The organism is Burkholderia sp. SIMBA_051, assembly GCF_046534915.1.
In the GTDB taxonomy this organism is placed as follows: domain Bacteria; phylum Pseudomonadota; class Gammaproteobacteria; order Burkholderiales; family Burkholderiaceae; genus Burkholderia; species Burkholderia ambifaria.
Genome location: NZ_JAWRXS010000003.1, coordinates 452,418 through 473,642, shown reverse-complemented (window position 1 = coordinate 473,642; position 21,225 = coordinate 452,418). Strand labels below are relative to the sequence as shown.

20 protein-coding genes are annotated in these 21,225 nt (G+C 68.6%); 8 read left to right on the top strand and 12 right to left on the bottom strand.

Features of this window, described 5'->3' with window-relative positions; all coding sequences use genetic code 11:
• Nucleotide 1: 1 nt before the first annotated feature.
• The 4 genes from SB771_RS09670 to SB771_RS09655 all read left to right on the top strand — a co-directional run bounded on the left by SB771_RS09670 (nt 2) and on the right by SB771_RS09655 (nt 4,586).
• Complete coding sequence (locus SB771_RS09670) at nt 2–832, top strand: zinc-dependent peptidase (protein WP_175660649.1); 831 nt, start codon at nt 2–4, stop codon at nt 830–832.
• Nucleotides 833–990: 158 nt separating this feature from the next.
• Nucleotides 991–1,254: a type B 50S ribosomal protein L31 gene (locus tag SB771_RS09665; protein ID WP_006761151.1), complete on the top strand. Its 264-nt coding sequence runs from the start codon at nt 991–993 to the stop codon at nt 1,252–1,254.
• Between the two features lie 216 nt (nt 1,255–1,470).
• Complete coding sequence (locus SB771_RS09660) at nt 1,471–3,228, top strand: ArnT family glycosyltransferase (RefSeq protein ID WP_175660648.1); 1,758 nt, start codon at nt 1,471–1,473, stop codon at nt 3,226–3,228.
• Between the two features lie 2 nt (nt 3,229–3,230).
• Nucleotides 3,231–4,586, top strand: coding sequence for an MATE family efflux transporter (locus tag SB771_RS09655; protein ID WP_175660647.1), 1,356 nt, complete (start codon nt 3,231–3,233; stop codon nt 4,584–4,586).
• Nucleotides 4,587–4,610: 24 nt separating this feature from the next.
• Here the strand turns inward: SB771_RS09655 and lipA are convergent, their stop codons facing one another.
• The 5 genes from lipA to SB771_RS09630 all read right to left on the bottom strand — a co-directional run bounded on the left by lipA (nt 4,611) and on the right by SB771_RS09630 (nt 9,912).
• Entirely contained in the window at nt 4,611–5,576 is a 966-nt protein-coding gene (gene lipA, locus SB771_RS09650) for a lipoyl synthase (RefSeq protein ID WP_175660646.1), read from the bottom strand.
• Between the two features lie 2 nt (nt 5,577–5,578).
• The gene (locus SB771_RS09645) at nt 5,579–6,694 is read right to left on the bottom strand and encodes an acetoin dehydrogenase dihydrolipoyllysine-residue acetyltransferase subunit (protein ID WP_175660645.1); all 1,116 of its coding nucleotides are present in this window, start codon (nt 6,692–6,694) and stop codon (nt 5,579–5,581) included.
• 4 nt (nt 6,695–6,698) lie between these two features.
• Nucleotides 6,699–7,703: an alpha-ketoacid dehydrogenase subunit beta gene (locus SB771_RS09640; protein ID WP_175660644.1), complete on the bottom strand. Its 1,005-nt coding sequence runs from the start codon at nt 7,701–7,703 to the stop codon at nt 6,699–6,701.
• Nucleotides 7,704–7,771: 68 nt separating this feature from the next.
• Nucleotides 7,772–8,755: a thiamine pyrophosphate-dependent dehydrogenase E1 component subunit alpha gene (locus SB771_RS09635; RefSeq protein ID WP_011657041.1), complete on the bottom strand. Its 984-nt coding sequence runs from the start codon at nt 8,753–8,755 to the stop codon at nt 7,772–7,774.
• Between the two features lie 98 nt (nt 8,756–8,853).
• A complete protein-coding gene (locus tag SB771_RS09630) occupies nt 8,854–9,912 on the bottom strand; it encodes an ATP-NAD kinase family protein (protein ID WP_175660643.1) in 1,059 nt (352 codons plus the stop codon).
• A 523-nt stretch (nt 9,913–10,435) separates the two neighbouring features.
• Here SB771_RS09630 and SB771_RS09625 point away from each other — a divergent pair.
• Nucleotides 10,436–12,367: a sigma-54-dependent Fis family transcriptional regulator gene (locus SB771_RS09625; RefSeq protein ID WP_175660642.1), complete on the top strand. Its 1,932-nt coding sequence runs from the start codon at nt 10,436–10,438 to the stop codon at nt 12,365–12,367.
• 28 nt (nt 12,368–12,395) lie between these two features.
• On the opposite strand, the gene SB771_RS09620 is transcribed toward SB771_RS09625, so the two are convergent.
• Nucleotides 12,396–12,830, bottom strand: a complete 435-nt coding sequence (locus SB771_RS09620) for a carboxymuconolactone decarboxylase family protein (RefSeq protein WP_175660641.1) — start codon at nt 12,828–12,830, stop codon at nt 12,396–12,398.
• On the bottom strand, nt 12,814–13,275 hold the full coding sequence (locus SB771_RS09615; protein WP_011657045.1) for a MerR family transcriptional regulator: 462 nt from the start codon (nt 13,273–13,275) through the stop codon (nt 12,814–12,816). Before SB771_RS09615 ends, SB771_RS09620 begins: the two co-directional genes overlap by 17 nt.
• Nucleotides 13,276–13,575: 300 nt before the next feature.
• Here SB771_RS09615 and SB771_RS09610 point away from each other — a divergent pair, with 300 nt between their 5' ends.
• Together SB771_RS09610 and SB771_RS09605 are read left to right on the top strand one after the other, a co-directional pair.
• The gene (locus SB771_RS09610; RefSeq protein ID WP_175660640.1) at nt 13,576–14,187 is read left to right on the top strand and encodes a ComEA family DNA-binding protein; all 612 of its coding nucleotides are present in this window, start codon (nt 13,576–13,578) and stop codon (nt 14,185–14,187) included.
• A gap of 88 nt (nt 14,188–14,275) precedes the next feature.
• Nucleotides 14,276–14,707 carry a YidB family protein gene (locus SB771_RS09605; protein ID WP_166724682.1) on the top strand — a complete coding sequence of 144 codons (432 nt, stop codon included), beginning with the start codon at nt 14,276–14,278 and terminating at the stop codon, nt 14,705–14,707.
• Nucleotides 14,708–14,835: 128 nt separating this feature from the next.
• Here the strand turns inward: SB771_RS09605 and clpB are convergent, their stop codons facing one another.
• Together clpB and SB771_RS09595 are read right to left on the bottom strand one after the other, a co-directional pair.
• Nucleotides 14,836–17,433, bottom strand: a complete 2,598-nt coding sequence (gene clpB / locus SB771_RS09600) for an ATP-dependent chaperone ClpB (RefSeq protein WP_175660639.1) — start codon at nt 17,431–17,433, stop codon at nt 14,836–14,838.
• A 145-nt stretch (nt 17,434–17,578) separates the two neighbouring features.
• A complete protein-coding gene (locus SB771_RS09595) occupies nt 17,579–18,097 on the bottom strand; it encodes an Rrf2 family transcriptional regulator (protein WP_175660638.1) in 519 nt (172 codons plus the stop codon).
• 257 nt (nt 18,098–18,354) lie between these two features.
• Between SB771_RS09595 and SB771_RS09590 the strand changes: the two genes are divergently transcribed.
• Nucleotides 18,355–18,915, top strand: a complete 561-nt coding sequence (locus tag SB771_RS09590; RefSeq protein ID WP_175660637.1) for a group III truncated hemoglobin — start codon at nt 18,355–18,357, stop codon at nt 18,913–18,915.
• A gap of 77 nt (nt 18,916–18,992) precedes the next feature.
• On the opposite strand, the gene SB771_RS09585 is transcribed toward SB771_RS09590, so the two are convergent.
• Genes SB771_RS09585 through glp form a run of 3 tightly spaced genes read right to left on the bottom strand, consistent with a single transcriptional unit; the run spans nt 18,993 to nt 21,004 of the window.
• On the bottom strand, nt 18,993–19,469 hold the full coding sequence (locus SB771_RS09585; protein WP_011657050.1) for a molybdenum cofactor biosynthesis protein MoaE: 477 nt from the start codon (nt 19,467–19,469) through the stop codon (nt 18,993–18,995).
• A gap of 10 nt (nt 19,470–19,479) precedes the next feature.
• Nucleotides 19,480–19,737, bottom strand: coding sequence for a molybdopterin converting factor subunit 1 (gene moaD / locus SB771_RS09580; RefSeq protein ID WP_006758354.1), 258 nt, complete (start codon nt 19,735–19,737; stop codon nt 19,480–19,482).
• Nucleotides 19,738–19,756: 19 nt separating this feature from the next.
• Nucleotides 19,757–21,004 carry a gephyrin-like molybdotransferase Glp gene (gene glp / locus SB771_RS09575; RefSeq protein WP_175660636.1) on the bottom strand — a complete coding sequence of 416 codons (1,248 nt, stop codon included), beginning with the start codon at nt 21,002–21,004 and terminating at the stop codon, nt 19,757–19,759.
• Nucleotides 21,005–21,225: the final 221 nt, after the last annotated feature.

Sequence of the window (21,225 nt, the reverse complement as noted above, 5' to 3'; positions counted from 1 at the left end):
CATGCTTTCGAAACTGACCCGCTGGTTCGACGACCGCCGCCGCGACCGCGCGCTGCGCAGCCATCCGATTGCCGATGCGTTGTGGCAGGACACCGTGGCGCGCCTGCCGTTTCTCGACGCGCTGCCGCCCGGCGACCTCAGCCGGTTGCGCGAACTCACGAGCCTGTTCATCGCGAAGAAGTCGTTTTCGACCGCGCACGGGCTCGAGCTGACCGACGAGATGATCGTCGCGATCGCCGCGCAGGCGTGCCTGCCCGTGCTGAATCTGGATTTGTCGCTGTATGACGGCTGGGTCGGCGTCGTCGTGTATCCGGGCGAATTCGTGATCCGCAAGACCGTGCAGGACGAGGACGGCGTCGTGCATGAAGTCGAGCAGGACGCGAGCGGCGAGGCGTGGGAAGGCGGCCCGGTGATCCTGTCATGGGAAGACGCGCAGATGACGGACGGCCGCGACGCGTACAACGTCGTGATCCACGAGTTCGCGCACAAGATCGACATGGTCAACGGCGAGGCCGACGGCTATCCGCCCCTTTTTCGCCGCTGGCACGCGCCGCACCTCGACGCGCAGGCCTGGGCCGACGTGTTCGAGCATGCGTACGACCAGTTCTGCGCACGCGTCGACGCGGTGCCGGACCGTGCGTGGGCGCGCTTCGAGCGGGAATCGCTGATCGATCCGTATGCGGCCGACCACCCGTCGGAATTCTTCGCGGTGTGCAGCGAGGCGCTGTTCGTGCGGCCGCGGGCGTTCGAGTCCGAATTTCCGGAGCTGTACCGGCTGCTCGCGCGCTACTACCGGCAGGATCCGGCCCGCACGGGCGCCCTCGGCGCGTGATGAAAATTATTCGTCAACCATCTGATTTTCTGGCATAATCGCCGTTTTTCGACCTTAGGCAAGTGGCTCGCGCCGGGCTTGGCGTCGTCTGGCAGCGCAATTTTGCGCTCCGATACGGCAAGCGGCGGGTTGGCTACCGCTCTCACCAAGGAAAGACCATGAAAGAAGGCATCCACCCGAACTACCGCGAAGTCGTCTTCCAAGACATGTCGAACGGCTTCAAGTTCATCACGCGCTCGACGATCCAGACGCGTGAAAACATCGAACTCGACGGCAAGACCTACCCGCTCGCCAAGATCGAAGTGTCGTCGGAATCGCACTCGTTCTACACCGGCCAGCAAAAGATCATGGACACGGCAGGCCGTGTCGAGAAGTTCAAGAACAAGTTCGGCGCACGCGCCAGCGGCAAACTCGCGAAGTAAGCTTCGCGCCGCATCCGGTGGTTGCAACGCACCGGTATCGCACAAAAGGGCAGCCCAGGCTGCCCTTTTTTGTCTCTGCTCGCCCGGCAACGGCCGGCCGGCGCCCCGAGGAACCCCCTGACGCGCAACACCCGGCACGTCTACAATGCCGGATGCTAGAAACCGGCTCGACCGCGCGCGCCCGCGCCGGCCGCCCATAACAAAACGCTGATCTGCATGAAGCCTGTCGTCCGTCTCACCGCCTCCGCCACGCGTGCGCTGCCGCGCTGGCTGCTGCTTACGCTCTGCCTCGTCTACGCGGCGTTCGGCCTGTTCGGCCGGGACCCGTGGAAGAACGAAGACGCGGCGGGCTTCGGCGTGATGTGGACGATGGCCACCGGCAGCTGGCACGACTGGCTGCTGCCGAATCTCGTCGGCAAGTTCATCACGACCGACGGGCCGCTCGGCTACTGGCTCGGCGCGCTGTCGATCCGCGCGCTGGCGCCGTGGGTCGACGCGAGCAACGCGTCGCGCGTCGACACGGGCGTGCTGTTCTGCGTCGCGTGCGCGTTCGTCTGGTACGCCGCCTACCTGCTCGGCCGGCGCGCCGAGGTCCAGCCGTTCAAGTATGCATTCGGCGGCGAGCCGGAGCCGCGCGACTACGGCCGCACGCTCGCCGACGGCGCGCTGCTGATCCTCGTCGCATGCTTCGGGCTCGCGGAGCGCGGCCACGAAACGACGCCGCAGCTCGCGCAGTTCGCGTGGATCGCGATGCTCGTGTACGGCATCGTGCGCGGCATCGACAAGCCGATGCAGGGCGCGCTGTGGTGGGGCGTCGCGATGGGCCTCGTCGGCCTGTCCGGCAACCCGGTGCTCGTGGTCGCGCTGCTCGCCGGCACGGCCGCGCTGTGGCTCATCACGCCGGAGATGCGCAACCTGCGCCTGCCGCTGATCGGCGTGCCGCTCGCGGCCGCGATCTCCGCGCTGTGGCCGCTCGCCGCCTTCAACGCGGCGCCCGACGACGCCGCGTGGTTCTTCAACCAGTGGATCCACGGCAGCCTGATGCGCTTCTCGGGCCCGCCGACCGCGGTGCTCGGCTATGCGGCGAAGAACCTGCCGCTCTTCACGTGGCCCGCGTGGCCGCTCGCGATCTGGGCGTGGTGGAGCTGGGCCGGCATGCGCCGCCGCGCGCACATCGCGATTCCGCTGTCGGTCGTCGTGCCGCTCGTCGCGCTCGTGATCCTGCAGAGCCAGCAGTCCAACCGCATGTACATGCTGCTGCTGCCGCCGCTCGCCGTGCTCGCCACCTTCGCGCTGCCCACGCTCAAACGCGGCGCGATCAACGCGATCGACTGGTTCGCGGTGCTCAGCTTCACGATCCTCGGCACCTTCGTGTGGCTCGTATGGCTCGCGTCGCTCACCGGCTTCCCGCATCCGCTCGCGCGCAACCTCGCGCGCCTCGTGCCGGGCTACGAGCCGCACTTCAAGATCCTGTCGTTCATCTGCGCGGTGATCGTCACCGTGTGCTGGTGCCTGCTCGCGCGCTGGCGCATCTCGCGCCAGCCGAAGGTGCTGTGGCGCAGCGTCGTGCTGTCGAGCGCGGGCACCACGCTGATGTGGGTGCTGCTGATGACGCTGTGGCTGCCGATCGTCAACTACGGCCGGACCTACAGCGACGTCGCGCAGCAGATCGCGTCGCATCTGCCGAAGGACTACGCGTGCATCTCGCCGGTGCGGCTCGGTGATGCGCAGATCGCGACCTTCGCGTACTTCGGCGACATGCACTTCGAATTCTCGGGCGAGTGCGACGTGATCCTGCGCCAGGACCGCGCGGACTTCGGCGAGCCGAGCGCGATGTCGCAATACGTGTGGCGTCTCGTGTGGGAAGGCCGCCGTGTTGCCGACCGTGACGAGCGCTTCCGTCTGTACGAACGCATCGAGCGGCCGACGACGCCCGTCAAGCGCCGTGGCCCGCGCCGCCGGACGGTCGATTGACGATGTTCGCCGACATCCGCCGGATCGTCGGTCTCGCATGGCCGGTGCTCGTCGGCCAGCTCGCGATCATCGCGTTCGGCGTGATCGACACGGCGATGGTCGGCCGCTACTCGGCCATCGACTTGGCCGCGCTCGGGCTCGGTTCGTCGATCTACGTGTCGATCTACATCGGGATGACGGGCATCCTGTCCGCGCTGCAGCCGATCACCGGGCAGCTGTACGGCGCCCGGCGCTACGCCGAGATCGGCGAGGAAGTCCGCCAGGCGCTGTGGCTCGCGCTGATGCTCGCGGTGCCCGGCTTCCTGCTGCTGCATTTTCCCGAACCGCTGCTGCACATCGCCCACGCGCCGCCCGCGCTGCACGAGCGCACTGTCGATTACCTGCGCATCCTGTCTTACGGGCTGCCGGCCAGCCTCGTGTTCCGGATCTACAACGCGCTGACCAACGCGGCCGGCAAGCCGCGCCTCGCGATGATCCTGCAGATCGGCGCGCTGCTGCTCAAGTTTCCGCTCAACGTGTGGTTCATCTTCGGCGGGTTCGGCATGCCGGCGCTCGGCGGCCCCGGTTGCGGGCTCGCCAGCACGCTGATTAACTGGGCGCTCGCGCTGATCGGCTTCACGCTGCTCGCGAAGCTCGACGTGTTCACGCCGCTCGCGATCTTCTCGCGCTTTTGCTGGCCCGTCTGGGTGCGCCAGAAGGCGATTCTCAAGCTCGGCGTGCCGATGGGCCTGTCGTACCTGATCGAGGTCACGTCGTTCACGTGCATGGCGCTCTTCATCGCACAGTTCGGCACGACGACGCTCGCCGGCCACCAGATCGCCGGCAACATCAGCGCGGTGCTGTACATGACGCCGCTGTCGATCGGCGTCGCGGCATCGACGCTCGTCGCGCGCGCGCTCGGTGCCGGCCGTCCGGACGAGGCGCGCCTGCTCGGCCGGCACAGCGTGATGCTCGCGTGCGGGATCGCGGCCGCGTATGGCGTACTCGTGTTCACGCTGCGCCCGCTGATCGTCAGCGGCTACACGCCGAACCCGGCCGTGGTGGCCGCCGCGCTGCCGCTGGTCGCGATCGTCACCTGCTATCACTTCTTCGATGCGCTGCAGATCACGTCGGCATTCGTGCTGCGCGCGTACAAGGTCGCGGTCGTGCCCACCGTGATCTACGCGGTCGCGCTGTGGGGCGTCGGGCTCGGCGGTGGCTACGTGCTCGGCTTCGACATCGGCGGCATCGCGCCGGCATGGCTGACCGGTGCGCGCGGCTTCTGGTTCGCGAACACGATCAGCCTGATGCTCGCCGGGGCGGGACTCGCCCTCTACCTGCGCCGCGTCAGCCGCGCGGCGCTGTCCGTCGGCGCCTGACCCGCTGCTCGCGACCTACGCGGCCTACGCGTCCTCCAGCACGTCGGCCGCGTGATACGACGACCGCACGAGCGGGCCGGCCACGACTTCCCTGAAACCGAGCGCCAGCCCCTCGACGCGCCATGCGGCGAACGCATCGGGGCTCACGTAGCGCCGCACCGGCAGATGGTGTGCGGACGGTGCGAGATACTGGCCGAGCGTCAATACGTCGACCTCGTGCGCGCGCAGGTCGCGCAGCGTGTCGCGCACCTCGTCGTCGTGCTCGCCGAGCCCGAGCATCAATCCCGATTTCGTCATGAGCGTCGGCCGCGCGGCCTTCGCCCGCGCGAGCAGTTCGAGCGAGCCGCGATAGTCGGCGCCGGGCCGCGCCGCCCGGTACAGCGACGGCACCGTCTCGATGTTGTGATTGAACACGTCCGGCCACGCCGACGACAACGCGTCGAGCGCACGGGGAACGCGGCCCCGGAAATCGGGCGTCAGCACCTCGACGCCGATGCCCGGCACGCTCGCGCGCACCGCCGCGATGCAGGCCGCAAAATGCGCGGCGCCGCCGTCGCGCAGATCGTCGCGATCAACCGACGTGATCACGACGTAGCGCAGCCCGAGCGCCGCGACCGCGGCCGCGAGTCGCGCGGGCTCGCCGGGATCGAGCGGTTCGGGACGGCCGTGCGCGACATCGCAGAACGGGCAGCGCCGCGTGCACAGCCCGCCCATGATCATGAAGGTCGCGGTGCGCTGCGCGAAGCATTCGCCGATGTTCGGGCACATCGCCTCCTCGCAGACGGAATGCAGCCGGTGATCGCGCAGCACGGCCGCCATGTCGGCGACCGCCCCGCTCATCATCGGCCGCGCCCGCAGCCACGGCGGCTTCGGCAGCGCCGCGCCGGCCGCGGGCTCGACGCGCACCGGAATGCGCGCGAGCTTGTCGCGGCTCCTCGCGCCCGGCTGGCCGAGCGCGGTGAGGCTGGGTCGTTCGAGCGCGGCGGTCATCGTCAGTCTCCGAGAAACGCGACGATCAGGCGGTTCACGTCGGCAGCCGCCTCCATCTGCACCATGTGGCCGCTGCCCGCGATCACCTCGGCCCGCACGCCGTCCGGCAAGCCCTGCGCATGCTGCGCGGGAATCACCTCGTCGCGCTCGCCCCAGATCACGAGCGTGCGCGGCGCGAGCGACGCGACGCGATCGCGGAACACGCGCCGCTGGGCCGCGCCGTCGAACGCAGCGTTCGCGATCTTCTCCAGCGCGGCCTGCACGCCTTCGAGGCGCTTGTACTTGACGAGGTCCTCGACCAGTTGCCGCGTGACGAGCGCGTGGTCCGCGAACAGCGCACCGAGGTGCGGCTTCAGCGTATTGCGGCTGTTGCCGGCGACGAAGCCGTCGATGTAGCCGCGGTTGATGTCGGCGCCGAGCCCGGCGCTCGCGATCAGCGTCAGCGACGCCACGCGTTGCGGCGCACGCTCGGCCGCCGCCATCGCGACCGCGCCGCCCATCGAATGGCCGATCAGGTGCGCGCGGTCGATATGCTGCGCGTCGAGCAGCGCGAGCACCGCATCGGCCAGTTCGTCGAGGCTGCCGGTGTCGACCGCCTTGGCCGTTTCGCCGTGCCCGGGCAGATCGAGCGCCCACACGGGCCGGTGCGCGGCGAGTTCCGCATGGTTGAACAGCCAGTTGTTCAGGTCACCGCCGAAGCCGTGGATCAGCACCGCGGGCGTGCCCGTGCCGTCGCCCAGCTTCAGGAACCGGATCGTGCGTCCGCCGATCTGCGCCTTCTCGGGCTGCGGGCCGCCGGCGTCGTCAGCGGCCGCGCTCGGCGTGAAATCGCGCTGAAATTCGGCGATCGCCGCATCGATGTCGGCATCGCTCGCGTCGGCCGCCGCCACCACGCCGAGCAGTGCACCGACCGGCAGCGTCTCGCCTTCCTGCGCGACCTGCCGGCGCAGCGTGCCGTCGAACGCGCACTCGACGCCCGACGAGATCTTGTCGGTCTCGACGTCGAGCACTTCGTCGCCCTTCGTCACGCGCTCGCCGATTGACTTCAGCCAGCCGTTGACCTGCCCCTGCTCCATCGACAGCCCCCACTTGGGCATCGTGATCATGTGAATCGACATCGTGTCAGCTCCTCGTCTTCAGTACCGCCTGCGCGATCGCATCGGCGGACGGGATATACAGGTCTTCCAGCACGCCGGCGAACGGCGTGGGCGTGTGCGGCGCGGTCACGAGCTCGATCGGCGCCTTGAGCGTCCGGAACGCGCGCTGCGCGACGAGCGCGGCGATGTCGGTCGCGATCGAGCAGCGCGGGTTTGCCTCGTCGACGACCACCACGTGGCCGGTGCGCGCCGCGCTTTCGAGGATCGTTTCCTCGTCGAGCGGCGACGTCGTGCGCAGGTCGATCACGTCGACGTGGATGCCGTCTTTCGCCAGCTTCGCGGCCGCGTCGGTCGCGAGATGCACCATCCGGCCGTACGTGACGATCGTCGCGTCGTCGCCTTCGCGTACGACGTTCGCCTCGCCGAACGGAATCGCATAGGATTCCTCAGGTACGTCGCCTTCCCGCGTGTAGAGCAGCTTGTGTTCGAGGAAGATCACGGGATCGTCGTCGCGGATCGCCTGGATCAGCAGCCCCTTCGCGTCATACGGCGTCGACGGGCACACGACCTTCAGCCCCGGGATGTGCGTAAACAGCGACGTGAGCATCTGCGAATGCTGCGCGGCCGCGCGCAGGCCGGCGCCGTACATCGCGCGGATCACGACCGGCGTCACGGCCTTGCCGCCGAACATGTAGCGGAATTTCGCGGCCTGGTTGAAGATCTGGTCGAAGCACACGCCCATGAAATCGATGAACATCAACTCCGCGACGGGCCGCATCCCGCATGCGGCCGCACCGACCGCCGTGCCGATGTAGCCGCCCTCCGACAGCGGCGTGTCGAGCACGCGGCCCGGAAACTTGTGGAACAGCCCCTTCGTCACGCCGAGCACGCCGCCCCACGCGTCGTCCTCGCCCGGCGCGCCCGCGCCGCCTGCATTGTCCTCGCCCATCACGATCACGCTGTCGTCGCGCGCCATTTCCTGCGCGAGCGCCTCGTTGATCGCCTGCGAATAAGTAATCTTCCTTGCCATGTCTGTCTCCTGGGATATTCGGTTCGCCGTGCCGGCCGCCAGCCGAGGGCTGCCGTGTCACATCGCATTCACGGGTACGACACGTACACGTCGGCCAGCAGGTCGGCCGCGTCCGGCAGCGGCGCGGCCTTCGCCTGCGCGACCGCGTCGTCGATCAGCGTCTTCACCTGCGCATCGACGGCACGCAGCTCGTCGGTCGTCAGCGCTTCGGCGCGCACGACGCGCGTTTCGAAATGCTTCAGGCAGTCCTTCTCGTCGCGCAGCTTCTGCACTTCGCCCGGCGCGCGATAGGTCTGCGCATCGCCTTCGAAGTGGCCGAAGTAGCGTGTGAACTTCACCTCGACGAGCGTCGGGCCGCCGCCGCTGCGCGCGCGTGCGACCGCTTCGCCGAGCGCCTCGTGCACCGCGAAGAAGTCGAAGCCGTCGACGATCACGCCGGGCATGCCGAAGCCGTTCGCGCGATCGGCGATGTTGTCGGTCGCGACCGACCAGCTCGACGCCGTCGCTTCCGCGTAGCCGTTGTTTTCGGCCACGAAGATCGCCGGCAGCCGCCACACCGACGCGAGGTTCATCGATTCGAAGATCACGCCCTGGTTCGACGCGCCATCGCCGAAGAAGCACACGCCGACCCCGCCGGTCTTCTTGTGCTTGGCCGCGAGCGCCGCGCCGCACACGAGCGGGCCGCCCGCGCCGACGATCCCGTTCGCGCCGAGCATCCCCATCGACAGGTCGGCGATGTGCATCGAGCCGCCCTTGCCGCGGCAGACGCCCGTCTTCTTGCCGTAGATCTCGGCCATCATCCCGTGCACGTCGACGCCTTTCGCGATGCAGTGGCCGTGCCCGCGGTGCGTGGTCGCGACGTAGTCCTCGAGACCGAGGTGCAGCATCGTGCCGACCGCGGATGCCTCCTCGCCCGCATACAGGTGGACGAACCCCGGGATTTCGCCGGTCGCGAACTCGACGTGCAGACGTTCCTCGAATTCGCGGATCGTGCGCATCAGCCGGTAGGCGTCCAGCAGCTTGTCCCTGCTGAGCTGTGTCGAAACGGTCATGTGTGTCTCCTGGTAGGTCTGACTGCGAATGCCGCCGCGGCAACGCCCCGGCGACGGATTGCACGGCCTGCGGCCGTCGGTGAAACGTGAAACTGCCGTCAGTCGCGCCACGCGCCGGCGGCGCGCAATACCTGACGCGACGACGCGTAGCGCAGCGTGCGGCCCACATCGACGGTGAGCGGCCCGCGCCAGTCGAGCGCGATCTCGTAGCGATCGCCGCGCGCGACCTCGATCTCGCGCTCGCCGTCGAACGCGAGCGTGCCGCGCTCGAACGGGATCGTCTGCCACGCACCCTGTTCGAGCCGCTCGCAGCTGCGCATCACGACGCGATCGACGCGCCCGGGTGCGATCGGCGCGACGAGCGGCGTGCCGGCCGCGTTGCCGTCGGCGGCGAAGCGCATCGCGAGCCCGTGCGGCGCGCTGCGCTCGAGCGGCGCCCACGCGCCGCCGAGCGCGGACAGGCCGATGCCGTCCGGTTCCGCGAAGGTCAGGTACAGGGTGTCGATGTCGTCGGGCCCCGAGATCGCCCGCGCGCCGATGAAGCGCTGGCGTGCGGCGCACACGTCGACGAGCGCGATCTCCTCGCGCCCCGCGTTCGCGCCCGCCACGCCGCGCACGACGAGCCGCTTGTTGCGCACGAACGCGATCTCGGCCGGCACGGCGCCGGTCGCGGCGAGTCCTGCCGCGATGCCCGCGACGGTCGCCTCGCGATGTTCGGGAAACGCGTTGTTGGTGCCGGTGGACAGCGCGACGAGCGGTGTCGCGCCGCAGTGCGCGGCGACCGCGCGATGAGTGCCGTCGCCGCCGAGCACGACGATCAGCGCGACTTCCCTCCGGCGCATGTAGGCCGCGCCGGCGTGCGTGTCGGCAACCGTGTCGGAGATCGGCAGGTCGACGAATTCGACGTCGGGCCAGCGTTCGTGCGGCGCGAGCGCACGATGCGTGTCGAGCGCCCGCATCAGCAGCGTCGCGATGCCCGTCTTGTCGCGCAGGGTCAGCACGCGCTCGACGCCCATCGCGCCGAGGCCGGCAAGCAGGCGCACGACCATGTTGGCTTTTTCCGCGGTCGGGAACACGGATGCATGCGTCGTCAGACGGCGAATGTCGCGCCCCGATGCGGGGTTCGCGATCACGCCGACGGTCACGGGCGTCGTCACGGGCTTGTCTCCATCCAGTGGACCGGCGCTCGCGCACCGGCCTTCATGTGTCGTCCGCCGTCATCGAGGGCGGCGGATCGTCGTCGCCGACGCGATCGCGCCGGTGTTGCCCGTCCTATCTGCAAGCGGCGTGCCATCGCGTGTGCAATGTCCCCGAAACCCTTGTGGAGACTGGCTCCGCGGGGCGCGCACGTCACCGGCACCTGCGGCCGGCCGGCGCGAAGCGGAGCGAAACAGGCCGTGCGTCTCACGTGGTCTATCTGTCGACACGGCGACTTCGGCACCGTGATCGTCATTGCCGTTGGGCCGGCAAGCCACGCACATCGCGGCGTGGCACGCATCGCCGTACTCCTACCCACCCCGTTGCCGGGTGCGTCTGCCCGTCTCAACTGCGCGAGACGGGCTGAGATGCCGGTGAGACGAACGTCTCATGCCGCACGCGTGCTGCGATGCAATGTGATCCGCCGCCGCGGATGTGCTACAAGAGCATCGAAATCCCCGCCGTACGGAACCGGAGCCGACCATGCCCTATGCCGTCCCCCAGGCCCAGCACGCCGACCGTGTGCTCGGCGCGCTCGCCGGGCGCCTGCCCGCGCCGGCCGATTCCGCGCGTCTCGTGTCGTCGTGGCAGCGCTCGCTCGAGCGCTACGCGCTGGACCCCGCTTCGTCGATCGGCCCGCGCGTGCTGACCGCGGCCGAGTTGCGCGAGGTGCGCGACAAGGAGGAGGCGTTCCTGCGCGCCTCGGGCCAGTGCCTGACGCGCCTGCACGAGATGATTCGGGTCGCCGACTATTGCGTGATGCTGACCGACGCGCATGGCGTGACGATCGACTACCGGATCGACCGCGAGCGCCGCAACGACTTCCGCCATGCGGGGCTGCACATCGGCTCGTGCTGGTCGGAAAGCGAGGAAGGCACGTGCGGCGTCGCGAGCGTGCTGACCGATCTCGCGCCGATCACCGTGCACAAGACCGACCACTTCCGCGCGGCGTTCACCACGCTCACCTGCAGCGCAGCGCCGATCTTCTCGCCGGGCGGCGAACTGATCGGCGTGCTCGACGCGTCGGCCGTCCAGTCGCCCGACGGCCGTGACAGCCAGCGTCTCGTGTACCAGCTCGTGCGGCAGAGCGCGGCGCTGATCGAGGACGGCTATTTCGTGCACAGCACCGCGCAGCACTGGATATTGTTCGGGCATCCGAACCGTCACTACGTCGAGGCGCAGCCTGAATGGCTGATCGCGTTCGACGAATGCGGCAATATCGTCGCCGCGAACCGGCACGCGCGCGACGCGCTGCCGGCGCTGCGCGAACCGCGCCATATCGACGAGATCTTCGATGCCACCGAGATGCCGCTGCGCGACGCCGCGCGGCTCGATGCGATCGTCGCGCTGCGGCTGCGCGCGACCGGCGCGCCGCTCTATGCGCGACTGCGTGCGCCGTTACGGCGTGCGGGCCGCGAAACCGGCGCGGCACGGGCCGCCCCGACCTCGCGCCGACCCGGCACCGCGCAGCGCCACGTCGGCGCGCTGACGCCATTCCTGCACAGCAGCGACGCGCGCGTCGCGCAGCAGGCCGAACTCGCGCTGCGGGTCGCGAGCAAGCGGCTGCCGATCCTCGTGCTGGGCGAAACCGGCGCGGGAAAGGAAGTGTTCGCCCGCGCGATCCACGACGCCGGCGCGCGGCGTACGCGGCCGTTCGTCGCGGTCAACTGCGGCGCGCTGCCCGAGGCACTGATCGAAAGCGAGCTGTTCGGCTATGCGGCCGGTGCGTTCACCGGCGCGCGCAAGCACGGCGCGCGCGGCAAGATCGCGCTCGCCGACGGCGGCACGCTGTTCCTCGACGAAATCGGCGACATGCCGCTCACGCTGCAGACGCGCCTGTTGCGCGTGCTCGCCGACGGCGAGGTCGTGCCGCTCGGCAGCGACACGCCCGTGCGCGTCGATCTCGACGTGATCTGCGCGACCCACCGCGATCTCGCGCGGATGGTGGCCGACGGCACGTTCCGCGAGGACCTGTATTACCGGTTGAGCGGCGCGACGTTCGAGCTGCCGCCGCTGCGCGAGCGCGCGGACGTGGGCGACGTGATCGCCACGGTGTTCGCCGAAGAGGCGCAAGCGACCGGCCACGTGCTCACGCTCGACCCGACGCTCGCCGCGCAGCTCGCCGCGTATCCGTGGCCCGGTAACGTGCGCCAGCTGCGCAACGTGCTGCGCTATGCGTGCGCGGTATGCGACGCCGCATGCGTGACGCGGCGCGACCTGCCGGCCGATCTCGCCGCGCAGCTCGGCGCCGGTCCGGCTGGCGCACTGCCGGACGACGAACGCGGCCGCATCGTCGCGGCACTCACCGCGCATCGCTGGCGGCCCGATGCGGCCGCGAAGGCGCTCGGCATCTCGCGCGCGACGCTGTACCGGCGAATCGCCAAGCACCGGATCGTCGCGCCGCACCGCATCTGATGCCTGCGACGCATCGGCACGCTTTGCATCACGCCGTGTGCGCGGCCGCTTCGGTTTCGACGCCGTCCTCGCCGAGCGCTTCATCGTGCCGCGTGAACACCTCGTGCGCGGCGAACAACGCGTTCAGCGCGGCCGGGAACCCCGCGTAGACGGCCATCTGCATGAACACCTCGACGATCTCTTCGCGCGTGCAGCCGACGTTCAGCGCGGCCTCGATATGCACCTTCAGTTGCGGCTGCGCATTGCCGAGCGCGGCCAGTGCGGCGATCGTCGCTATCTCGCGCGCTTTCAGGTCGAGCTGCGGCCGGCTGTAGATGTCGCCGAAGCCGAACTCGACGATCAGCCGCCCGAAGTCGGGCGCGATGGGCGCGAGCGCCGCGATCACGCGTTCGCCCGCTTCGCCGTCGATTTCCTTCAGCTTGTTCCAGCCACGCGTATAGCGGTCTTCAACGAGTCGTTCCATGGTGTCCGTCCTGTTCAGAGAGTGAATGAGTAGGTTTCGCCCGTCGTTCCGTCTCGCGTTCCTGCGTCTCGTAGTACGCGATCTTGTCGCCGATCGCGTCGAGGCTCGCCTGCAGCTCCGCGATATGCGCGCGCACCGCATCGCGATGCGCGGACAGCAACCGCCGCCGCTCACCGAACGTCGACTCGCCTTGGGCCCGCAACGCCGCGAACTGCTGCATCTGCGCGATCGGCATGCCGGTCGCCTTCAGGCGCATCACGAAGGCGAGCCAGTCAAGGTCGGCCGGTGCATAGAGCCGGTGCCCGGCCGCCGTGCGCGAAATCGCGCGCAGCAGGCCGGCCTGCTCGTAATACCGCAACGTGTGCGTCGACACGCCGGTCAGTTCGGCGACTTGCCCGATCGTCAGCGGACCGGCGGCGGAAGGTTTGGATACGGTTTTCGACATGGCAGGAACAAGGTTAGGAGTTAGAGTTCACTCTAAGTCAAGCATCGTCGCACGGCCATATCAAATAATTTGCAGTCCGCGCCGCGGAGCGCATCGCGGACACCGTAAAGAATGGTCAAAACCGCGGCCCGGTGCAGCTTTCTGTCTTTACAGCGGCGCAAGCCTTCAGCAAGATTCGGTCATAGCCTGTCTTAAAAAGGGCACGCATTTGTCCTATGCTTAACGGCGACGCCCGGCCGGGCCTCGTCCAGTCGTCCGTTGCAACGCCCATTCATCCGTCAGAACCAGGGAGCCCTTGCCATGCTGAAAAAGCTGCTGATGCTGTTCGTCGCGCTGTCGCTGTCGCTTGCCGCCGGCCTCGCCGCGGCCGTGGAAGTCAACACGGCCGATCAGGCCGCGCTCGAAGCGGTGAAGGGTCTCGGGCCCGTGAAGTCGAAGGCGATCATCGACGAACGCACCAAGAACGGCCCGTTCAAGGACGCGGACGATCTCGCGAACCGCGTGAAGGGTCTCGGCACGAAATCGGTCGGGCATCTCGAGGAGAACGGCCTGACGATCGGCGGCTCGTCGACGCCGCCGAAGGGCGTGAAGCTGTCGAAGCCGGCCGCGACGACGTCGGCAACCACGTCGGCCACGACGTCGGCAGGCACCGCATCGACGCCGACGACCACGCCGACCGGCACGACGGCGACCGCACCGGCCGCCAGCGCGCCGGAAGCGGCGGCCAAGCCGGCCAAGAGCAAGCGCGCATCGAAGAAGGAGAAGGCGGCCGCAGCCGCGGCGGCATCCGCCGATGCAGGCGCGGGCGCGAGCGCGCCGGCCGCTGCGTCGTCCACGAAGGCGACCAAGGGTTCGAAGAAGAAGAGCAAGAAGGACAAGGCAGCCTCCGCCGCCGCGGCGTCGGGCGCCTGATGTGCGCCGCGCGCGCGACGGCGTGCGCGCGGCATTCGATCAACGGGCGCCGTTGCTGCGGCGCCCTTTTCAGTGAAGGTGAAGAACCATGGGTCTCCTCGACATCGTTGGCGGTCTGATCGGCGGCCAGGCCGGCGGCAACTCGCAAAGCGCGCTCATCACGACCGCGCTCGAATTCATCAACAACCAGCCGGGCGGCCTGAACGGCCTGATCGAGAAGTTCAAGGCCGGCGGCGCCGGCGACATCATCGGCTCGTGGGTCGGCACCGGCGAAAACCAGCCGATCTCGGGCGACACGCTGCAGAACGTGCTCGGCTCCGACGTCGTCGGCGCGCTCGCGACCAAGGTCGGCATCGATCCGTCGCAGGCCTCGTCGATCCTCGCGCAGGTGCTGCCGCACGTCGTCAACGGCGCGACGCCGAACGGTGAAGTGCCGGCCGGCGGCCAGGTCGATACGTCGAACGTGCTCGGCACGCTCACGCAGCTCGCCGGCATGTTCGGCGGCAACAAGCAGGCCTGAGCCCGCACCGCACCGGCTGACGGCCCGGGCAGCAGTTCCGGCCGCTCCATACGCAAACACCCCGCCTGAGCGGGGTGTTTGTTTTTGCGCGCCCGGCGTGAACCGGGCGGGCGGCCGATCAGCGGCGATCAGTGCACGACGCGGTCGAATACGAACTCGCCGTCGTTGACGTCGACCGGGATCACGTCCTTCGGGCCGAAGCGGCCCGCGAGGATCAGCTTCGCGACCGGGTTCTCGATCTCCTGCTGGATCGCGCGCTTCAGCGGCCGCGCGCCGAACACCGGATCGTAGCCGACCTTCGCGATCTGTTCGAGCGCCGCCGGCGACACGTCGAGCGCCATGTCGAGCTTCGCGAGCCGGTCGTGCAGGCGTGCGAGCTGGATCTTCGCGATCGATTCGATGTTGCTGCGATCGAGCGCATGGAACACGACGACGTCGTCGATCCGGTTCAGGAACTCCGGACGGAAGTGCTGTTTCACCTCGATCCACACGGCGTCCTTGATCTCTTCCTGCGGCGCACCCGTCATCGCCTGGATCACCTGCGAGCCGAGGTTCGACGTCATCACGATCACCGTGTTCTTGAAGTCGACCGTACGCCCCTGCCCGTCGGTCATGCGACCGTCGTCGAGCACCTGCAGCAGCACGTTGAACACGTCCGGATGCGCCTTCTCGATCTCGTCGAGCAGGATCACGCTGTACGGCTTGCGGCGCACGGCTTCCGTCAGGTAGCCGCCTTCCTCGTAGCCGACATAGCCCGGCGGCGCGCCGATCAGCCGCGCGACGCTGTGCTTCTCCATGAACTCGCTCATGTCGATGCGGATCAGGTGCTCTTCCGAATCGAACAGGAACGACGCCAGCGCCTTGCACAGCTCGGTCTTGCCGACACCCGTCGGGCCGAGGAACAGGAACGAGCCGTACGGACGGTTCGGATCGGCGAGACCCGCACGCGAACGACGGATCGCATCCGCGACCGCGCTGATCGCCTCGTGCTGGCCGACCACGCGCTCGTGCAGCTTTTCCTCGATGTGCAGCAGCTTCTCGCGTTCGCCCTGCATCATCCGCGACACCGGAATCCCGGTTGCGCGCGACACGACTTCCGCGATTTCTTCCGCGCCGACCTGCGTGCGCAGCAGACGCGGACGCGTCGGGTTGTGCTGCTCCTGCTCTTCGGCCTGCGTGACCTGCTTCAGTTGCGACTCGAGTTGCGGCAGCTTGCCGTACTGCAGTTCGGCGACCTTCTCCAGCTTGCCTTCACGCTGCAGGCGCACGATGTCGGCCCGCACCTTCTCGATCTCTTCCTTGAGCTGCGCGCTGCCCTGCACCGCGGCCTTCTCGGCGGTCCAGATCTCCTCGAGGTCCGCATATTCGCGGCCGAGACGGTCGATCTCTTCCTCGATCAGCTGCAGGCGCTTCTGCGACGCTTCGTCCTGCTCCTTCTTCACGGCCTCGCGCTCGATCTTCAGCTGGATCAGACGACGGTCGAGCTTGTCCATCTCTTCGGGCTTCGAATCGATTTCCATCTTGATCTTCGACGCAGCCTCGTCGATCAGGTCGATCGCCTTGTCCGGCAGGAAACGGTCGGTGATGTAGCGGTGCGACAGCTCGGCCGCGGCGACGATCGCCGGATCGGTGATGTCGACGCCGTGGTGCAGTTCGTACTTCTCCTGCAGCCCGCGCAGGATCGCGATCGTCGCCTCGACGCTCGGCTCGTCGACGAGCACCTTCTGGAAGCGGCGCTCGAGCGCGGCGTCCTTCTCGATGTACTTACGGTATTCGTCGAGCGTGGTCGCGCCGATGCAGTGCAGCTCGCCGCGCGACAGCGCCGGCTTCAGCATGTTGCCCGCGTCCATCGCGCCTTCGGCCTTGCCGGCGCCGACCATCGTGTGGATCTCGTCGATGAACACGATCGTCTGGCCTTCGTCCTTCGCGATGTCGTTGAGCACGGCCTTCAGGCGCTCCTCGAACTCGCCGCGATACTTCGCGCCGGCGAGCAGCGCGGCCATGTCGAGCGACAGCACGCGCTTGCCCTTCAGCGTCTCGGGCACTTCGCCGTTGACGATCCGCTGCGCGAGCCCTTCGACGATCGCGGTCTTGCCCACGCCCGGCTCGCCGATCAGCACCGGGTTGTTCTTGGTGCGGCGCTGCAGGATCTGGATCGAGCGGCGGATTTCGTCGTCGCGGCCGATCACCGGGTCGAGCTTGCCCGCACGGGCGCGCTCGGTCAGGTCGACCGTGTATTTCTTCAGCGCCTCGCGCTGGCTTTCGGCGTCCTGGCTGTGCACCTGCGAGCCGCCGCGCACCGCGGCGATCGCGGCTTCGAGCGATTTGCGCGACAGGCCGTGCTGGCGCGCGAGCTTGCCAGCTTCGCCCTTGTCGTCGGACACCGCGAGCAGGAACATCTCGCTTGCGATGAACGTGTCGTTGAGCTTCTGCGCTTCCTTGTCGGCCTGGTTCAGCAGCCCGGCCAACTCACGGCCGATCTGGATGTCGCCGCCCGTGCCCGTCACTTGCGGCAGGCGCGAAATGGCCTCGTTCAGCGCGCCTTGCAGCGCCTGCACGTGAATGCCGGCGCGCGACATCAGCGAGCGGGCGGAGCCGTCGTGCTGCGCGACCAGCGCGGCCAGCACGTGAACGGGTTCGATGTATTGATTGTCGCGGCCTGCCGCGAGGCTTTGCGCGTCTGCCAGTGCTTCCTGGAACTTGGTGGTGAGCTTGTCGATTCTCATTTAGTCGAGACCTCCAATTTTCGATTAACACCAAGATGAGGATGGTTATGCGGGTTTCAAGCGAAATTCGGGTTGATTCAGCGCAAAAAACACACGCAGCGATCGGTGGGCACAGGGCAGCGGGATGCGGGGTAACGCCGGCGTGTCAGCCGGCCTTCGACGGCGCTGCCGTGGAGGCCAGCGCGTGATCCCCGGACGGCTCGGCACGCACCAGCGCGATCGGACGAATGCCCAGCAGAGTGGCGAGCGGCGACGCGGGTTCGGCCAGTTCGCCGAGCATGTGGCCGTCGAGTTCGGCGAAGAACGCATCGCGCGCGGCCGCCAGCACGCCCTTGAGGCGGCACTGCGGCTCGATCACGCAACCGCGCGACTCGCCGCCGTCGGCGGAAAAGCAGCCGACCAGCGCGAAATCGTTCTCGGTCGCGCGCACCACCTGCCCGACCGTCAGCTTCAGCGAGTCGGGGAACAGTCGCAGCCCGCCGTTGCGGCCGCGGACGGTATCGACCCAGCCGAGCTCGCCGAGCTGCTGGACGACCTTCATCAGATGGTTCTTGGAGATGCCGTAGGCGTCCGAGATCTCCTGGATCGTCGCGAGCCCCTCGCCACGCACGGCGAGATACAGCATGACGCGCAGCGAGTAGTCGGTGTAGTCGGTGAGTCTCATGAGCGGATACGGAAAATGATCGATCGTGCCCCGATCATGCGGAACGGGTCGATCGGCGCGCGCCGGCCGGCGGGCGCGCCTGAAGGCGCCGGGTTGCCGGGATGGCCTGCGCGCAATAAGATGCATGGAATCCACGCATTTTTCAGGCAATGGTCGACGCTATTTTGCGTCAAAATCCGCCCGGCGTCCTGCGCATTCCCTGCGCTGCCGCGCCGCCGGGCTCCGCCAACGCCCCGATTTTTCCGGCCCTTTTTGCGATGACTGCCCTGCCCGCCTCGCCCGATACCGCGCCGGCCCGCCCCCGCGACGCCGAACCGACCGAAGACAATATCCGCGACCTCGTGTACGCATTCTACGACCGCGTGCGCGCCGATCCGCTGCTCGGACCCGTGTTCGACGCGAAGCTGGAGGGCCGCTGGGACGACCATCTGCCGAAGATGGTCAGCTTCTGGTCGAGCCTCGTGCTCGGCACCAAAGGCTATCGCGGCAACGTGCAGCAGGCGCACCAGCCGCTCGACGGGATCGAGCCCGCGCATTTCAGCCGCTGGCTGTCGCTGTTCCTGAAGACCGTCGAGGGGCGCTACACGCCGCCCGCGGCGATCCGCTTCATGGAACCCGCGCTGCGGATCGCGCAGAGCCTGCAGCTGAGCCGCTTCGGCTGGGACTATCAGATTCCGCCCGAGCAGCAGGCGCTGCTCGATGCGGTCGCGCCGCGCCGCCGCGACGCGGGCGATGAGCCTGACGCGCTACCGTCGCGCGCCCGCGGCGAGCCGTTTCCGACGAAGATCATCGGGCGCGGCGTCGATCCGGACGCCTGACACGGCGATTCGCGGCGCTTGAACGTCGGAGCGCTGGAGCGCCCGCGACACAATGCCGCACGCCGCGAATGCCGCGCTCAGCGCCGCGTGTTACCCGATTCGACGCCCCAGCGCGCGAGCGCCGCATCGTCGGCGCTGCGGGCATCGACCCAGCGTTCGCCGTCCGGCGTCGTTTCCTTTTTCCAGAACGGCGCCTCGGTCTTCAGGTAATCCATCACGAACTCGCACGACGCGAACGCGTCGCCGCGGTGCGACGCGACGGTGGCGACCATCACGATCTGGTCGAGCGGCAGCAAGCGGCCGACGCGATGCACGATCGCGACGTCGATGCCGGGCCAGCGCCGGCCGGCCTCGGCGGCGATCTTCTCGAGCGCCTTCTCGGTCATCCCCGGATAGTGCTCGAGCTCCATCGCGGCGACCGAATCGCCTTCGTTCAGGTCACGCACGGTGCCGACGAAGCACGCGACCGCACCGATTTTCGGATTGCGCGCGCGCAATGCCGCCACTTCGGCGTTCAGGTCGAAATCGTCGGTCTGGATTCGTATCGTTGCCATGACACCCCCCTCATCCGCCCGTCACCGGCGGAAAAAACGCGACCTCGCAGCCGTCGGTGAGCCGCGTGTCGGGGTCGGTCATTTCGTGATTGCACGCCATGCGCAACGCGCGCCCTTCGGCGAGCGTCTCGGCCCACGCGCCGCCGCGCAGGCGCAGCCATGCGCGCACGTCGCCGACGGTCGTCACGCCGTCGGGCACGTCGGCCTGCTCGTCGGACACGCCCAGCGCCTCGCGCACGCTTGCAAAGAATTTCAGCTGAATCTTCATAGGTCGGGAAGCCGTCGCGTTACGACAGCAGTTCGGAAAACGGAATGAAACGCACGGTTTCGCCTGCGCTGATCGCGTGCTGCGGCGGATTGTCGATCAGGCCATCGCCCCAGACCGTCGACGTCAGCACCGCCGAACTCTGGTTCGGGAACAGGTCGAGGCCGCCGGCCGCATTGACGCGCGCGCGCAGGAATTCGTTGCGCCGGTCGCCCTTGCTTTGCGAGAAATCCGCCCGCAGCGACAGCGCGCGCGGCGCGACGTCACGCACGCCGGACAGGCGCAGCAGGAACGGCCGCACGAACAACAGGAACGTGACGAAGCTCGACACGGGGTTGCCCGGCAGCCCGATGAAGTGCGCGTCGGGACGCTCGTCGCCGCGGCGCACCGCGCCGAACGCGAGCGGCTTGCCGGGCTTCATCGCGATCTGCCACAGCGAGAGCCGCCCTTCGGCCTCGACGGCCGGCTTCACGTGATCCTCGTCGCCGACCGATACGCCGCCGCTCGTCAGGATCACGTCGTGATCGCGCGCGGCCTCGCGCAGCGTGTCGCGGGTCGCGGCGAGCGAGTCGGGCACGATCCCGTAGTCGGTCACGTGGCAGCCGAGCCGCTCCAGCAGCCCGCGCAGCGTGAAGCGGTTCGAGTTGTAGATCGCGCCGGGCTTCAGCGGCTCGCCCGGCATCGTCAGTTCGTCGCCGGTGAAGAACACCGCGACCCGCGGCCGCCGCGCGACCGACAGCCGCGCGCAGCCGACCGATGCTGCCAGGCCGAGCGCCTGCGGCGTGAGCCGCGTGCCGGCCGGCAGGATCACCGAACCCTGGCGGATGTCCGCGCCCTGCGCGGTGATCCATTCACCGGCCTTCGGCGTATGCAGGATCTCGACCGCGTCGCCGTCGGCCGACGCCTGTTCCTGCATCACGACGGCGTCGGCGCCGGGCGGCACCGTCGCACCGGTGAAGATCCGGGCGGCCGTGCCCGCCGCGAGCGGCGCGGCCGGATGGCCGGCCGGGATCCGCTGCGACACCGGCAGGCGCCGATCGCCGTGCATCAGGTCGGCGACCCGCACCGCATAGCCGTCCATCGCGCTCGTATGCATCGGCGGCACGTCGAGCGGCGAGCTCACGTCGGCTGCCAGCACGCGGCCGAGCGCGTCGAGCGTGGCGACGGTTTCGGCGCCGGGCAGCGGCTTCGCGGCATCGAGCAGCGCGGCGAGCGCTTCCGCGGTCGACAGCATCGGCGCGCGCGGCGCCACGGAATTCGGGTTCGACATCGAGGGAATCGGGGGATCGTTGGAATCAATACGTCATTGTAGCGACGCCGTCGCGCGCACGTGCGATATGGCGGACATGCGACAACTGTGATCGGCGCGAACGCGCGGCACTGACACTGGCTTCGCGCGGCATCGGACGACCTCCGCGCGGCCGCCACCAAACGAAACGGCCGGAACCCCGATCCGTGCGACGAATCGGCATTCCGGCCGTCCTGTGCCGC

Bases quoted from the DNA above. Each gene is read 5' to 3' on its own strand.
- SB771_RS09670 (WP_175660649.1), top strand. From the start codon at position 2: ATGCTTTCGAAACTGACCCGCTGGTTCGACGACCGCCGCCGCGACCGC.
- SB771_RS09665 (WP_006761151.1), top strand. From the start codon at position 991: ATGAAAGAAGGCATCCACCCGAACTACCGCGAAGTCGTCTTCCAAGAC.
- SB771_RS09660 (WP_175660648.1), top strand. From the start codon at position 1,471: ATGAAGCCTGTCGTCCGTCTCACCGCCTCCGCCACGCGTGCGCTGCCG.
- SB771_RS09655 (WP_175660647.1), top strand. From the start codon at position 3,231: ATGTTCGCCGACATCCGCCGGATCGTCGGTCTCGCATGGCCGGTGCTC.
- lipA (WP_175660646.1), bottom strand. From the start codon at position 5,576: ATGACCGCCGCGCTCGAACGACCCAGCCTCACCGCGCTCGGCCAGCCG.
- SB771_RS09645 (WP_175660645.1), bottom strand. From the start codon at position 6,694: ATGTCGATTCACATGATCACGATGCCCAAGTGGGGGCTGTCGATGGAG.
- SB771_RS09640 (WP_175660644.1), bottom strand. From the start codon at position 7,703: ATGGCAAGGAAGATTACTTATTCGCAGGCGATCAACGAGGCGCTCGCG.
- SB771_RS09635 (WP_011657041.1), bottom strand. From the start codon at position 8,755: ATGACCGTTTCGACACAGCTCAGCAGGGACAAGCTGCTGGACGCCTAC.
- SB771_RS09625 (WP_175660642.1), top strand. From the start codon at position 10,436: ATGCCCTATGCCGTCCCCCAGGCCCAGCACGCCGACCGTGTGCTCGGC.
- SB771_RS09620 (WP_175660641.1), bottom strand. From the start codon at position 12,830: ATGGAACGACTCGTTGAAGACCGCTATACGCGTGGCTGGAACAAGCTG.
- SB771_RS09615 (WP_011657045.1), bottom strand. From the start codon at position 13,275: ATGTCGAAAACCGTATCCAAACCTTCCGCCGCCGGTCCGCTGACGATC.
- SB771_RS09610 (WP_175660640.1), top strand. From the start codon at position 13,576: ATGCTGAAAAAGCTGCTGATGCTGTTCGTCGCGCTGTCGCTGTCGCTT.
- SB771_RS09605 (WP_166724682.1), top strand. From the start codon at position 14,276: ATGGGTCTCCTCGACATCGTTGGCGGTCTGATCGGCGGCCAGGCCGGC.
- clpB (WP_175660639.1), bottom strand. From the start codon at position 17,433: ATGAGAATCGACAAGCTCACCACCAAGTTCCAGGAAGCACTGGCAGAC.
- SB771_RS09595 (WP_175660638.1), bottom strand. From the start codon at position 18,097: ATGAGACTCACCGACTACACCGACTACTCGCTGCGCGTCATGCTGTAT.
- SB771_RS09590 (WP_175660637.1), top strand. From the start codon at position 18,355: ATGACTGCCCTGCCCGCCTCGCCCGATACCGCGCCGGCCCGCCCCCGC.
- SB771_RS09585 (WP_011657050.1), bottom strand. From the start codon at position 19,469: ATGGCAACGATACGAATCCAGACCGACGATTTCGACCTGAACGCCGAA.
- moaD (WP_006758354.1), bottom strand. From the start codon at position 19,737: ATGAAGATTCAGCTGAAATTCTTTGCAAGCGTGCGCGAGGCGCTGGGC.
- glp (WP_175660636.1), bottom strand. From the start codon at position 21,004: ATGTCGAACCCGAATTCCGTGGCGCCGCGCGCGCCGATGCTGTCGACC.